The 14,520-nt window shown below is 65.4% G+C and carries 13 protein-coding genes; 11 read left to right on the top strand and 2 right to left on the bottom strand.

The annotated features are described in order from the left end of the window. Window positions 1–1,491: an efflux transporter outer membrane subunit gene (locus BTO02_RS16535; RefSeq protein ID WP_083615154.1), complete on the top strand. Its 1,491-nt coding sequence runs from the start codon at window positions 1–3 to the stop codon at window positions 1,489–1,491. Window positions 1,492–1,676: 185 nt separating this feature from the next. Here the strand turns inward: BTO02_RS16535 and BTO02_RS16530 are convergent, their stop codons facing one another. Then, complete coding sequence (locus BTO02_RS16530; protein WP_075157940.1) at window positions 1,677–2,189, bottom strand: Dps family protein; 513 nt, start codon at window positions 2,187–2,189, stop codon at window positions 1,677–1,679. Window positions 2,190–2,531: 342 nt separating this feature from the next. Between BTO02_RS16530 and BTO02_RS16520 the strand changes: the two genes are divergently transcribed. From BTO02_RS16520 to BTO02_RS16490, 7 genes are all read left to right on the top strand, one after another. Further along, window positions 2,532–2,789 (top strand): DUF2934 domain-containing protein, encoded by a 258-nt coding sequence (locus BTO02_RS16520; RefSeq protein WP_075157938.1) that lies wholly within the window; start codon window positions 2,532–2,534, stop codon window positions 2,787–2,789. 161 nt (window positions 2,790–2,950) lie between these two features. After that, complete coding sequence (locus BTO02_RS16515; protein ID WP_075157937.1) at window positions 2,951–3,913, top strand: YihY/virulence factor BrkB family protein; 963 nt, start codon at window positions 2,951–2,953, stop codon at window positions 3,911–3,913. A gap of 180 nt (window positions 3,914–4,093) precedes the next feature. Beyond that, window positions 4,094–4,999, top strand: coding sequence for a ketopantoate reductase family protein (locus BTO02_RS16510; RefSeq protein ID WP_075157936.1), 906 nt, complete (start codon window positions 4,094–4,096; stop codon window positions 4,997–4,999). Between the two features lie 139 nt (window positions 5,000–5,138). Beyond that, window positions 5,139–6,053 (top strand): SDR family NAD(P)-dependent oxidoreductase, encoded by a 915-nt coding sequence (locus BTO02_RS16505; protein WP_083615153.1) that lies wholly within the window; start codon window positions 5,139–5,141, stop codon window positions 6,051–6,053. Window positions 6,054–6,125: 72 nt separating this feature from the next. Further along, window positions 6,126–7,385 (top strand): Zn-dependent hydrolase, encoded by a 1,260-nt coding sequence (locus BTO02_RS16500; RefSeq protein ID WP_075158937.1) that lies wholly within the window; start codon window positions 6,126–6,128, stop codon window positions 7,383–7,385. 121 nt (window positions 7,386–7,506) lie between these two features. Next, complete coding sequence (locus tag BTO02_RS16495; protein ID WP_075157935.1) at window positions 7,507–8,166, top strand: glutathione S-transferase family protein; 660 nt, start codon at window positions 7,507–7,509, stop codon at window positions 8,164–8,166. A gap of 41 nt (window positions 8,167–8,207) precedes the next feature. Next, entirely contained in the window at window positions 8,208–8,915 is a 708-nt protein-coding gene (locus BTO02_RS16490; protein WP_075157934.1) for a DUF899 family protein, read from the top strand. A 57-nt stretch (window positions 8,916–8,972) separates the two neighbouring features. On the opposite strand, the gene BTO02_RS16485 is transcribed toward BTO02_RS16490, so the two are convergent. Then, the gene (locus tag BTO02_RS16485) at window positions 8,973–9,470 is read right to left on the bottom strand and encodes a universal stress protein (RefSeq protein ID WP_075157933.1); all 498 of its coding nucleotides are present in this window, start codon (window positions 9,468–9,470) and stop codon (window positions 8,973–8,975) included. 150 nt (window positions 9,471–9,620) lie between these two features. Between BTO02_RS16485 and BTO02_RS34345 the strand changes: the two genes are divergently transcribed. The 3 genes from BTO02_RS34345 (at window position 9,621) to pgaB (ending at window position 14,502) form a co-directional block, all read left to right on the top strand. After that, entirely contained in the window at window positions 9,621–10,199 is a 579-nt protein-coding gene (locus tag BTO02_RS34345; RefSeq protein WP_156883843.1) for a hypothetical protein, read from the top strand. A 199-nt stretch (window positions 10,200–10,398) separates the two neighbouring features. Then, on the top strand, window positions 10,399–12,429 hold the full coding sequence (gene pgaA / locus BTO02_RS16475) for a poly-beta-1,6 N-acetyl-D-glucosamine export porin PgaA (protein WP_075157931.1): 2,031 nt from the start codon (window positions 10,399–10,401) through the stop codon (window positions 12,427–12,429). A gap of 6 nt (window positions 12,430–12,435) precedes the next feature. Next, window positions 12,436–14,502: a poly-beta-1,6-N-acetyl-D-glucosamine N-deacetylase PgaB gene (gene pgaB / locus BTO02_RS16470; protein ID WP_075157930.1), complete on the top strand. Its 2,067-nt coding sequence runs from the start codon at window positions 12,436–12,438 to the stop codon at window positions 14,500–14,502. The last annotated feature ends 18 nt before the right edge of the window (window positions 14,503–14,520 follow it).

The raw sequence follows: 14,520 nt of genomic DNA, 5'->3' as shown, positions 1-14,520 counted from the left end.
ATGGTCAACGCCGTGATGCGCACCGCGCCGCTTGCGGCTGCGGCAGCGATGCTCGTTGCCGGCTGCTCGCTCGCGCCCGACTACAAGGTGCCGCCGTCGCCGGTCGCCGCGCAATACCGGACCACCGGACCGTGGGTCAGCGCGAAGCCCGGCGACCGGCTCAACCGCGACGGCTGGTGGAACATGTACGACGACGCGCAGCTCGGCGATCTCGAGAAGCGCCTGCTCGAACACAACACCGATCTCGAAGCGGCGTACGCGCACTATCAGCAGGCCCAGGCATTCGTCACGCAGGTCAGCGCGGATCTGTATCCGAGCGTGACGCTGAACCCGTCGCTGTTTCGCGAGCGGCAATCGGCGACGCGGCCGCTGCGCTCGGGCGGTCCGGACTACTACAACGCGATTACGCTGGGCGGCGCGGTCAACTACGACGTCGACCTGTGGGGCCAGGTGCGCGATACCGTGCAGGCCGGCAAGGACGAAGCGCTGGCGACGCAGGCCGATCTCGCGTCGGTGCAGCTGAGCTTGCAGGCGCAGCTGGCCGATAGTTACGTGCAGTTGCGCGGGCTCGATCAGCAGACGGCGTTGCTGCGTCAGACCGTCGTTGCGTTCACGAAGGCGCTGCAATTGACCGAAGCGCTGCATGGCGGCGGCATCGTCGCGGGGCTCGACGTCGAACGTGCGAAGACGCAGCTGTCGTCCGCGCAATCGCAACTGTCGCAGACGCTCGCGCAGCGCGCGCTGTTCGAGCATGCGATTGCGGTGCTGGTCGGCGCATCGGCCTCCGAGTTCACGCTGCCCGAATCGACGGCGAATCTGCCGCTGCCGGCCATTCCCGTGGGGGTGCCGTCGGTGCTGCTGCAGCGGCGGCCCGACATCGCCGCCGCCGAACGGCGCGTGGCCGAAGCGAACGCGAAGATCGGCGTCGCGCGCGCGGCGTATTTCCCGTCGCTGACACTGACTGCGCAGGGCGGCCTGCAGAGTTCCGCGTACGCAAGCTTCTTCAGTGCGCCGAACTTTTTCTGGGCCGTCGGTCCGCAGCTCGCGCAGTATATTTTCGACGGCGGTTTCCGGCGCGGCCAGCTCGAAGCGGCGAAGGCAGCCACCAGCGAAGCGGGCGCGCGTTATCGCGGCGTCGTGCTCACGGCGTTCCAGCAGGTCGAAGACAATCTGTCGCTGCTGTCGGATCTCGGCACGGCGCTGCAGCAGCAGAAGGATGCGGCCGCGGCGGCCGAACGCGCGCTTTCGCTTGCGCTGACGCAGTACAAGCAGGGCGCGGTCGGCTATCTCGACGTCGTCACCGCGCAGACGGCCGCGCTCGACGCCGAAATATCGGCGATCCAGATCCAGACGCGGCAATTGAGCGCCAACGTGCAACTGATTCGCGCGGTCGGCGGCGGCTGGTCGACCGATCAGCTCGAACAGGCGGCGACGGCGCCCGCGCTCGTCGCCGAGGCGGATCAGAAAGCGCCGCAAAACGCCGGCAAGTGAGGCGCCGCGCTCAGTGTGCACGCTCAGTGTGCACGCTCAATGCGGCACGCTCGGTGTGCCGCCCTCAATGCGCCGCAATCAGGTAATCGCAGCGATCGCATCGCTGCGCAAACGTCAAAGGCCCGCGACCCGTTTTTTCGCGGGCCTTTGTACGTGTACCGTCCCGCACATCGCTTGCCGACGGCCTACTCGGTACGCGTTGCCTCGAACAGGAACCACGCGCGGCGCTCCGCTTCGTCGATCCAGTTTTCCAGCTCGCTCGCGCTCGCGACGTCGCCGGCTTCGTCGCACACTTCGTGCGCTTCGCGCATATGCGCGGCCAGCGCGAGATTGTCGTCGCGCAGTTCCGCGAGCATTTCGTGCGGCGGCACGAAAGTCTGATCGTTGTCGCGCACGCGCTGCAGCTTCGCGATATGGCCGATCGAGCGTAACGTGGTGCCGCCGATCTTGCGCACGCGTTCGGCGATATCGTCGGTCATCGCGAAGATCTGTTCGCCCTGCTCGTCGAGCAGCAGGTGATAGTCGCGAAAATGCGGGCCGGACATGTGCCAGTGAAAATTCTTCGTCTTCAGATAGAGCGCGAACGTGTCGGCGAGCAGCGGATTGAGCGCGCCGGACACATTGGCGACGGCTTCCTGCGAGAGACCGGACGGCGTATGCAGCGGGGCTTTGACTTGCTTGCTTGTGCTTTGAGTCATGGTTTTTCCTCGATGAAGTGTCGGTTCGAACAAGGTAGCGCGGCCGCGATGTCAGGGTACGACAGCGGGGTGCGACAGCCAGGGTGCGGCAGTGCGACTGTCGAGCATCGCGCGACGCGCGCGACCGCGTATTGCGGCACGAACGGCGTTTTGCCGATTCGCACGAATCTGGACGGCGCGCACGATGCAGATTGCGTGCCACCGCGATTCGTCCGATGCCGGCCGTCATGCATGTTTGGGTATAGCGGATGCTGAGCGGTCGGACAAGCCCGCGCCGCGCGATCGCACTGTTGCGCTCGCGTCGACGGCGCGGCCACGGAAAACTCATCGGAGAGCAGCACCATGGCGAACGAGCACAGCGACGAACATATCCGCGAACGCGCATATCACTTGTGGCAACAGGACGGTGCGCCGGATGGCCGGGCCGAAGAATACTGGGAGAAGGCGCGCAGGCAGATCGACGCCGAAGGCGGCGACGAGCCGGCGCCCGTTTCCGCCGATCAATCGAAAAAGCGCACGCTCGAAGACGCGGTGCCGCAGGACGATCCGGACGACACAGCGGGGCAGGCCGCGTCGCCGCGCGCAAAGCGGGCCAGATAATCCACGCACGGGGCGGACAAAAAGGGCGTAAACAGCGGGCAAAAAACGCGGGCAAAAAAAGCGCGCTAACGCGTGCAACATGATTCATCGCGGCATGCGTAAGCCTTACAAACGCCGCGCGGCGCACGGGCCGCGCGGGCTCTTCACTGTGGGAGCGCATCATGACGACGCTGAGGAACACGTTCCACAACGCGCTGCGCAACGATGCGCTGCGCTTCGTCGCCATGCATCCGGCCCGTTTCGTGTGGATTGCGTTAAAGGCGTTCCGTGCGAATCAGGGTTTGCTGCTCGCCGGTGCGGTGGCGTATTACGCGCTGCTGTCGATCGTGCCGCTGCTGATCCTCGTCGCGATTGCGTTCTCGCATTTCGTCGGCGAAGCGAGGCTGCTCGATTCGCTTGCGCGCCTGCTCGAGTGGCTGATACCGGGGCAATCGCGTGCGATCGTGAGCGAACTCGCGAATTTCCTTGCGCATCGCAATGTAGTCGGCTGGCTGCTGCTCGTCACGATGATCTTTTTCAGTTCGCTTGCATTCACGGTGCTCGAGAACGCGCTGTCGATCATCTTCGTGCATCGTGTGGCCATCCGGCGCCGGCACTTTCTCGTCTCGGCGATCGTTCCTTACTGTTTCAGCCTTTCGCTCGGCATCGGCGTGCTGATCGTCACGCTCGTCACGAGCAGTCTGCAGGCCGTGGCCACCGATGGTGTCGTGCTGTTCGGACACGCGATCTCGCTGACCGGCGCGGTGCGTGCGGTGCTGTATCTGCTAGGCGTCGCCGGCGAGGTGTTCGTGCTGACCGCCATCTATCTCGTGATTCCGGTCGGGCGGCCGACGCCGCGTCACGCGCTGATGGGCGCGGTAACCGCTGCGCTGCTATGGGAGATCACGCGGCGCGTGCTGGTCTGGTACTTTGCGACGCTGTCGCAGGTCAATGTCGTCTATGGGTCGCTTGCGACCGCGATCGTCGTGCTGTTCAGCCTCGAAGCGCTCGCCACGTTGCTGCTGTTCGGGGCGCAACTGATTGCCGAATACGAGCGGCTTGGCGCACCTGCGCGTATTTCTTCACCGCGCTCGCCCGAACCGCCGGAGCCGCCGGAACCGCCCGCACCGATGCATACGCAGTAACGCGGCATAGGGCGCACGACGCACGGCGCCGCGCTCGGCGCCGATCGATCTGCACGGCGTTCCGGCGGCGCTGTTCCGGGCGCGACATCCTATGCTACCGTTGCGGCTTTCGCCGCGGGCGGCGTGCGAGCGTAAGCGCGTGTCGCCCCGGCTTCGGGATTCGACGGGAAGGAGACCAGAATGAGAGTCGCCGTGATGGGCGCGGGCGCCGTAGGCTGCTATTACGGCGGCATGCTCGCGCGCGCGGGCCATGATGTCGTGCTGATCGGCCGCGCGCAGCATGTCGATGCGATTCGCGCGCACGGTTTGCGGCTCGACACGCAAAGCTTCGACGAATTCGTGCGTGCCGAAGCGAGCACCGAAACGAGCGCTGCGAAGGGCGCGCAACTCGTGCTGTTCTGCGTGAAGTCCACCGATACCGAAGCTGCCGCGCAGCAGCTGCGTGCGCATCTCGCGGCCGACGCGCTGGTCCTGTCGCTGCAAAACGGCGTCGACAATGCGCAGCGCGTGCGCGAGCACGTCACGCAGCAAGTGGCGGCGGCCGTCGTCTATGTCGCGGCCGGAATGGCCGGGCCCGGCCACGTCAGGCACAACGGCCGCGGCGAGCTCGTGATCGAGCCGTCGCCTGCGAGCGATGCCGTGGCGCGCGCGCTGATCGATGCCGGCGTGCCAACCGAGATTTCCGATAACGTGCGCGGCGCGCTGTGGGCGAAGCTGATTCTCAATTGCGCATATAACGCGATGTCGGCGCTCGCGCAATTGCCGTACGGTCAGCTCGTGCAGCGCGAGGGCGTGTCCGGCGTGATGCGCGACGTCGTCGACGAATGCGTTGCCGTGGCGCAGGCCGATCGCGTCGTGATTCCCGGCGATATCGACGTCGCGGTGCGCCGCATTGCCGAGACGATGGCCGGCCAGTATTCGTCGACGGCGCAGGACCTCGCGCGCGGCCGGCGCAGCGAAATCGATCACCTGAACGGCTATGTCGTGCGGCGCGGCGCGGCGCTCGGCGTCGCGACGCCGGCCAATCGCGTGCTGCATACGCTTGTGAAGCTCGTTGAAAGCGGGCAGAGCGGTGCGCCCGCATGAATGACCGTAATGCCCGGCCATTCGCTGCAATGCGCGGCGATGCATGGCGATGCTTCGTGCTAGCATCGTCGGCCACATTGCTTTTTCTGAACCGGGACCGCGGCACCGGTGTCGCGGTCCCCGCGCCAACGAGGTCCCGATGACTGATTCCACCACTCAAGCCGCCGCTCATTCCGCGGCCGCTCATCCCGCAGGCAATCCGGCAATTCACCCTGCGCTCAACCCGGGCGCTGTTGCCGTCGTTACCGGCGGCGCCGCCGGTATCGGCCTCGCGGCCGCAAAGCGTTTCGCGCAACTGGGGCTGCGCGTGTGCATCGCCGATCTCGGCGCCGAGCGTCTTGCCCACGCAGTCGATCAGATCGCCGCAGTCGCCGCACACGGCAAGGAAGACGTCTTCGCGCAGCAGACCGACGTGAGCCGCATCGAAGACGTGCAACGGCTGCAGACGGCGGTGCGCGAGCGCTTCGGCGGCACCGACGTGCTGATGAACAACGCGGGCATTCAGATCGGCAGCACGATGTTCGGTCCCGGCGACCACTGGCAGCGCATTCTCGGCGTCAATCTGTGGGGCGTGATTCACGGCACGCAGACGTTCGTGCCCGCGATGATCGAACGCGGCCGTCCCGGCCTCGTCATCAACACGGGCTCGAAGCAGGGCATCACGACGCCGCCGGGCGACCCCGCATACAACGTCGCGAAAGCCGGCCTGAAGGCTTTCACCGAAGCGCTGCAGCATGAGTTGCGCAATACGGCGGACGGCAGGATCAGCGCGCATCTGCTGATTCCCGGCTTCGTGTTCACCGATCTCACGCGGCGCGATCGCACCGAGAAGCCGGCCGGCGCATGGACCGCGGAGCAGACCGTCGACTTCATGATGACGCGCCTCGCGGCCGGCGATTTCTATATTCTGTGTCCCGACAACGACGTGCCGCGCTCGCTCGACGAACGGCGCATTCTGTGGGCGGCCGGCGATATCGTCGAAAACCGGCCGCCGCTGTCGCGCTGGCATCCCGATTACGCGGCCGCTTTCGAAGCGTTTATCAAGCAGCGCTGAGCGGCCGGGTCGCTGCTCGATCGCGAGGCACACCGACCGGTCGAAACCGATCCATTGAAGGAGAAAAGTTTTTTGCCGACCATCAATGCCGAGCGCCTGCTCGGCGACCTGCGCACGCTGCGCAGCTTCGGCGCGACTGGACCCGGCGTCGTGCGGCTCGCGTTGTCGCCCGTCGATATCGAGTCGCGCCGCTGGCTTGCCGGCCGCATGAGCGAGGCCGGGCTCGACGCGCAGATCGACGGCGTCGGCAATGTGTTCGGCCGCTCTCGCCAGGCCGGCCCCGCGCTGCTGATCGGTTCGCATACCGATACGCAGCCGACCGGCGGCTGGCTCGATGGCGCGCTCGGCGTGATCTACGGTCTGGAAATCGCGCGCGCGCTCGCCGAAAGCGACGAGACGCGGCATCTCGCGCTCGACGTCGCATCGTGGATCGACGAAGAGGGCACGTTTTCAGGGTTTCTCGGCAGCCGCAGCTTCGTGGGTGACGAGCACGACGCATCGGTCGACGAAGCAATCCGTTGCGCGCGCAACCGTGACGGGCAGTTGCTGCACGACGCGCTGCACGCGGCCGGACTCGCCGGACGGCCGCGCGCGCATCTCGAGCGCGCGCGCCATATCGCCTGTTTCGAGCCGCATATCGAGCAGGGCGGGCGGCTCGAAGCGAGCGGTCATGCGATCGGCGTCGTCACGACGATCGTCGGCATGCGCGAGCTGCGCGTGCGCTTCACGGGCCAGCGCAATCACGCAGGCACGACGCCGATGTCGATTCGCCGCGATGCGGGCGCGGCGCTCGTCGCGTTTATCGCGCGCATGGACGACGCGTTTCGCGCGCTCGCCGATGCCGATACCGTGTGGACCGTCGGCCGCATCGATCTCGAACCCGGATCGCTGAGCGTCGTGCCCGGTCAGGCGGACCTCTATTTGCAGTTTCGCGACGGCAGCGCCGAACGTCTCGCCGCAATGGACGCGGCGCTTGCTGCCCTCGTGCGCGAGTTCGACGCGCGTGGGCCGGTCGGCGTCGTGCTTGCCGCGCTCGACAAAGCGATCGAGCCCGTGTCAATGGACGCCGCGTTACAGGAGCACATCGCCCATGCCGCGCACGCGCTCGCGCTCGGCCGTTCGGTGCGCATGCCGAGCGGCGCCGCGCACGATGCGCAGATACTCGCGGCGCATCTGCCCGCCTGCATGATGTTCGTGCCGAGCATCGGCGGCATCAGTCACGATTTCACCGAGAACACGGCCGACGAGCATATCGTGCTCGGTTGCGAGGTCGCGGCCGCTGCGGCGGCGTCGATCTTGCAGGAGGCGGTGGACCGGCGCGCGGCCAGGTAGAAACGCGTAGCGGTGTCGGGCAGGGGCGAAATTTTTCGCCGGCGTGTCGATTTCCTGCGGCTTCGTTCGTCGTCTGGTCGAAAGGCCCTGACTCACGCACGTTCGCCGGAGGTGACGCACGATGACGCTCAAGCTCTACGCCCACCCTTTCTCTTCGTACTGCCAGAAGGTTCTGGTCGCGCTCTATGAGAACGGCACGCCGTTCGAATGGCGCGAGCTTTCTCCCGACAATCGGCAGCTGACCGAGGAATTCGCGGCGCTATGGCCGATCAGGCGCTTTCCGCTGCTCGTCGACGAGGGCCGCACGGTCATCGAATCGACCGTCATCATCGAATATCTGGGCTTGCACTATCCGGGCCCGGTACAGCTCGTGCCCGATGATCGCGATGCCGCGATCGAAGTGCGGAGCATGGACCGCTTTTTCGACAATTACGTCTCGACGCCGCAGCAGAAGATCGTTTTCGATGCGTTGCGGCCCGAAGCCGAGCGCGATATGCGCGGCGTCGCCGATGCGCGCGCGATGCTCGACACGGCCTACGGATGGCTCGACCGCACGATGGCGAATCGCACGTGGGCCGCGGGCGAGCACTTCAGCCTTGCCGACTGCGCGGCCGCGCCTTCCCTGTTTTATGCGGATTGGACGCATCGGATCGGCGCCGCATTTCCAAATGTGATCGCATACCGGCAGCGGCTGCTCGCGCGGCCTTCATTCGCCCGCGCGGTCGACGAAGCGCGGCCATACCGGCCGCTTTTTCCGCTGGGCGCGCCAGAGCGCGATTGAATCGTTCAGCCCCGCATCGAGCACTTTCACAGGAGACTGATATGGCGAACACTCCCACCCTCGTTCCCGCCGTCGAACTCGCTCAACGCAACACCGTGACGTTCCCGAATGAAAGCGCCGATTACCGGCGCGCCCGCAACGCACTGCTTGCGCAAGAGATCGAACTGCGCCGGTCCATCGAGCGCGTGGCCGCATTACGCCGCACCTTGCCGCCCGGCGGCGCGGTGACCGGCGACTATCGCTTCGAAGGCGAGCAGGGCGCGGTCGATTTCGCGGGGCTCTTCGGCGACAAGCAGACGCTCGTCGTCTACAGCTATATGTTCGGTCCGCAGCGCGAGCGTCCGTGCCCGATGTGCACGTCGTTGTTAAGCGCCTGGGAAGGCGAAGCGGCCGATGTGCAGCAGCGCGTGGCGATGGCAGTCGTCGCGCGCTCGCCGCTTCAGAAAATACTCGCGTTCACGAAGGCACGCGGCTGGCGAGACCTGCCGTTGTACTCGGACCTGAACGGCAACTTCAGCCGCGACTATCACGCGATCTCGCAGGAAGGCGGCGACGAGCCCGCGCTCAACGTGTTTACACGTCGCGACGGCACGATCCGCCATTTCTGGGGCGGCGAGATGGGATTCGCGACGGCCGACCCGGGTCAGGACCCGCGCGGCGCGCCGGACCCGATGCCGCTGTGGACCATTCTCGACCTGACGCCCGAGGGGCGCGGCACCGACTGGTATCCCAAGCTCGAATACCGCTAGTCTCCAGCCGGCAGGCGCGGCCGTTACCGCGCGCCGCTGCGGCGAACCTCGGACACATCAAACCGTGCGCGCATAACGCGGCCGCAGCGCGAGCGCGCGGCCCGCTGCGGCCGGCAGCGCATCGGTCGCGACGAGCACCGGCGTATCCGTCTGGCGCCGCAGTTCCTTATACAGGTTCTCGCGCAAGAAGCTCAGCAAAGACGCCCTCCGGTTACCGACGACAAGCAGATCCGCGCCGATCTCGCGCGCGTGTTCGGCAATCGCGCGGCCCACCGTGACGCCGCTCATCGGCAGCACGATCGAGCGCGCATCGCCTGCGCAGCCGGACCGATGAATCGCCTCGAGGCAGCGCGCTTCGACTGCATGCCCGTAGGCGTCCAATGCTTCGAACACCGCGCCGAAGTCGCAGGTCTCGGCGCCCGCATACGGCGGTACCGGATCGACGACATGCAGTGCGGTGACTCGCGCGCCGGTTTCGTGCGCGAGCCGGATTGCTGCTTCCAGCGTGATCGAATCGGAACGGGTTCCGACTGCTACGAGAATGTGCTTGTACATTTGGGTGCCTCGCTTTCATGTCGTGCCGCAGGATTTCTGGCGATATCTCAGGCTTGCCCGAAGAACTAACCCAGGGGCTAACCGAGGGGCTAACCGCGGGGCTAACCGCGGGGCTAACCGCGGGGTGACCCGAAACGGTTACCCGAAGCCATGACCTGCATGATCGGCGCGGAGAATGAGCGAAAAATTAGAGGCACCCGGCTGCGTCGCATCGCGCTGGCCATGCGCGGTGCAACACAACAATTCGACTTCGCGAGCGAGACATTAAGCTTTCGACGCCTGCCCGTTCTGTGCGCGAGCGAACGTTTGGCGTTGCATGCGGGGAAATTGGGGCCACGCGTATTGCATACCGCGAAAGTCCGTTCTCGAAAGTGTTTTATTTGCGTTTTAGCGCGGCACCGGTCATTGTTTCCTGACCTGAAACGAATTCAGCAAATCATTCATGCGCGAATGTGCGGGTTTGCCGGTGCAACCCGCTTCGTATCCGCTGACGAATCCGACCCGCTTTTCAACGGCCTGTTCATTCATGAAACGCTTTTTGCGGCCGGTCGTGCGCGCAAGCGACGTTCAATGTGTGCGCGGTTTCCCCCGCGCAAATCCTCTTGCAGGAACGCGTGCGGCCGGGCCGGTCATTGCGCTGTGTGCGCTGGCGTACTTTCACCGATGAAACATTTCTTCGGCATGCTCACGAAGCACGTCGATGGTCTGCAACGTTTCCCTTGTCGGTAAAAGGTCTGCATTGCTCTGGCACAGACCTCGCTTATGGCGTGGCCGCGCTAGCCGAGGTATTGCGTTCGAAGAGACACCGGGTAGCGCTGTACATAAACGCCGCACGCGAGACCAGGAATTCCCCGATGTTTTTCAGTCGTGCCAAATATGGCACGGGGGGTTCTTTTGTCTGGAGCGCGGCTCCGACAAGCGAGGAACCATGAAAAACAGACGCTCTAGCCGACGCATGCGCGCCGCAGTCAAGGCGACTGCCTTGCTGCTGGCGCTGCTCGCGCGCGACTACTGCGCCGCGCAGCCCAGTGCCGCAGCGGATTCACCGGGGAATGTCGCAGAAGGCCAGATCATGACCGAACGCGACCAGATTCGCAGACAGGTATTCGAACTGGCGGGCGGCGGCTCGCCGCAGGTCGCGCTAGAACAGGCGCGCAAGCGTCCCGATGCGTTTTCGCAGAAGGACCTGTTGCAGATCGAATCGCTTGTCGTGGTGACCGAAGTGCATTGGGGCCGGCAGCAGGCAATCGCAAGCGACGACCCCGACCGGCTTTCCCAGATGAAGTCGGCCCTGGCTCATATCGACGACATGCTCGCGCGCATTCCCGAGGGCGACGACTACGCCGAAGTCCGCCGCGAAGTGCTTGCCGAGCGCGTTGGCGCATTGCAGGGGGGCGGCCGCATGAAGGAAGCCACCGCGCTCTACGAACAGCTGACGATCTCGAAGGAGCCGCTGCCCGCGCGCACCTATGCGGCCGCCGGCGACGCGTACACGTATCTCGACAAACCGCGGCGCGCGGCACCCGCTTACGAACGCGCGCTGCAAACGCCGGTCGACCCGCTCACGCCATCGGTCGAGCCGCATGTGTTGAAGCGCATCGACGTGCAGGAAGGGCTTTTCTTTGCCTACCTCGATTCGGGCCGCTACGACAACGCGCAGCAACTGCTGAAGCAGATTTCCGCGAGCACGCCGATTCGCGCCGATCTCTCCGAGCACCCGGAAGACATCAGCGAAGACTATGGCCGCGTGAAAAAGCTGCAGGCACAGTACCTGTTGTATACGGACCGCACGCGCGAAGGCGTCGAGGCGCTCGACACGCTGCGTCACGAAGCGCCGTTCGATCCCGCGCTGATCAGCGCGCGTTCCGACGCGTCGCTCGTTCAGCAGCGGCCGCGCGAAGCCGAAAGGCTTTATGCGGGCACGCTCGTCGACCACCCCGGCGACATCGAGACGCTCGCCGGTCTCGGCGAGACCGCGTTGCAACTGAACCAGTACGACCGCGCGGCCGAGGTCAATGCGACGTTCGCCGACCAGTTCCCCGACAACAACACGGTCAAGAAATTCCAGCGCGATTACGAGGCCTACAAGAGCCCTCAGCTGATCGTCGCGGCGAACGGGCAGAAGGGCAACTCGGTGATCGCCGACAACGACTGGGGCGTCGACACGCAACTGTATTCGCAGCCCATCGCGAAGTACTGGCGCGTGTTCGCGCATCAGTTCAGCGGCCGCGCGGATACCGGCGACGGCGACAGCGTGAGCCGCGTGCGTAACGGCATCGGCGCCGATTTTCGGCTGAACGGCATCGATGCGGCAGCGGAGGTCGACCACTCGACGGGCGGCAACTCGTACACGGGCGCCGCGGGCACGTTCGGTTACGCGCTCGACGACCACTGGCATTTCCAGGCGGGCTTCGATACGAACAGCAACGGTTTGCCGTGGAAAGCGTATCAGGCCGGCATCACGGGCCGCACGCTCGGCGCGAGCGCGCGCTATTCGGTCGACGACCGCCGCTACTTCGATCTCGCGTATGGCGTCGGCCGCTACAGCGATACGAACCTGAACCAGCAGTGGGCGGCGATCTGGTACGAGCGGTTCCTCAATACGCCGAGTCATCAGATTTCGACCTGGGTCGAGTTCAACACGAGCAGCAACACGGTGACCAACACCGTCTATTTCAGTCCGCCGCGCGATTACACCGCTCAGCTCACCGCGATGTACCAGTGGACGCCGTGGCGCAACGCGGACAAGTCGTTTGCGCAACGCGTGTACGCGACCTTCGGCGGATACCGGCAGAGCAACGTCGGCGACAGCGCGTTATGGGAAGTGCGTCTCGAGCAGGCATGGCAGCTCGGCACGCAAGCCACGCTCGCCTACGGAATCGGGGTGGCAAGCCAGCGGATGGACCGTACCCGCGAAACCAGCAAGCTGATCTACCTGAACCTCAACATTCCCTTGTGAGCCATCATGGACAAGCTCAATCGCAGACGCTTTCTCGCTTTCGCCGCCGCGCTGTCGGCCGTGCCCGCCGCCCAGGCGGCGCAGTCGCGCTTCAACCTCGATCTGTTGCCGCAGCCCGATGCCGACGACGGTCTGACCTTCCGCGTGCTCGCGATTCATGACATACGCGACGACCTGCATGCCGACATCGGCTCGGTGGCCGATACCTGCGCGATCAGCACGGCCACGCTGAACATGCTGTTCGCGTGGCTCAAGGGCAATGACTTCCACCCCGTGAGCGTCGATCAGATTCTCGCGTCGCGCAACGGCGGTCCGCGTCTGCCGCCGCGTGCCGTATTGCTCAGCTTCGACGACGCGTACAGGAGCCAGTACACGCGCGCGTTCCCGTTGCTCAAGCAGTACAACTATCCGGCGCTGATCGGCGTGGTCACGCGCTGGACCGATACGCCGGCGGGAGAACCCGTGCGCATCAGCCACAAGTCGGTGATGGAGCCCGGCTACTTCATGAGCTGGGACAACCTGCGCGAAATGGCCGACTCGGGTCTCGTCGAAGTGGCGTCGCACACGCACGACATGCATCACGGCGCGCTGGCGAACCCGCAAGGCAATGAGCTGCCGGCGGCGAGCGCGCACCTGTACTACCCGGAACTGCAGCGCTACGAAACCGACGACGAATATCGCGCGCGCATTCACGGAGATCTCGAGCACAGCGTCGGGCTGATCCAGGCGAAGACCGGCGTCAAGGTGCGTTCCGCCGTGTGGCCGTACGGCATGTACAACCAGACGCTGATCGAAGCGTCGCAGGCGCTCGGCATGGGCGTGCACTTCACGCTCGACGACGGCCCGAATACGCCGGACGTGCCGCTCACGAAAGTGCGCCGCCTGCTTGTTTCGTACGATTGGGACGTCGGCACGCTGATTGGCCAGATGCGCGTGGCGCGCGCGTATCGCGGCGAAAAGAATCCGGTCGAGCGCGTCGTCAACGTGTCGCTCGACGAGCTGTACGACCCGGACCCGGCGAAGAGCGAGGACAAGCTCGGCCGGCTGCTCGACCGCATCAAGGATCTCGAACCGAAATCGGTCTATCTGAAAGCGTATTCGGATCCGGACGGCACCGGTGTGGCACGCGCCGTGTATTTCCCGAGCCGCCATATGCCGATGCGCGCGGACCTGTTCAATCGCGTCGCGTGGCAGCTGATCACGCGTGCGGGCGTGCAGGTCTACGCACGCATGCCGCTGCTCGCGTTCCAGTTGCCGGCGGGCCATCCGGCTGCCGGGCGCGTCGTTGAAAACGCGATGGGCAATGCGCGCGTGCAGCGCCTGAGTCCGTTCGACGAAACCGCGCGCGCGACGATCGTCGACATCTACGACGACCTCACGCGCTATGCGAGCTTCAACGGCGTCGTATTCGGCGAGGACGCGACGCTCAACGAATACGAAGACGTGAGCCTCGCTGCGACCGACACCTATGCGACGTGGGGCCTGCCGCGCGATATCGCGCGCATTCATGCGTCCGACAGCCTCATGCGTCACTGGGCGAGCGCCAAGACGATGTATCTGACCGCCTTCACGCAGGAGCTTGCGCAGCGCGTGCGCGCGTACCAGGGCGGCGGCAACGTGCTGACCGTGCGCGCGCTGTCGGCCGAAGCCGTATTCGACGACGATGCCGAACGCCATTTCGCGCAGAACCTCGACGTGTTCGTCACGAACTACGACTTCGTCGCGCTGGCCGCCTTTCCCGATCAGGCTGCAACCCGCGCAGCGGGCGCCGTGGCCGGCCGCGAAGCGCGCGCGACGAACAGCTGGCTCGATTCGCTGACGAAGACGGTGCTCGCGCACCCGAAAGCCGGGACCAAGACGGTGTTCGAGTTGCCGGCTGTCGACCCGGCGACGCAGCAGCCGATTGCATCGAACCTGCTGCGCGCGCAAATGAAACGGCTCAATGCGGCGGGCGTCGTGCATCTCGGTTACGGGCCCGACAACTTCATCGCAAACCAGCCGGATACCACGATGCTGCGCGATGTGATGTCGGTGCAAAGCACGTTGCGCTCGAACCAGGGGATGCTGGGCTGACCCTACGCGTCCGCGGGG

Source organism: Paraburkholderia sp. SOS3, from assembly GCF_001922345.1.
GTDB lineage: Bacteria > Pseudomonadota > Gammaproteobacteria > Burkholderiales > Burkholderiaceae > Paraburkholderia.
This window is presented reverse-complemented; position numbering and strand designations above follow the sequence as displayed.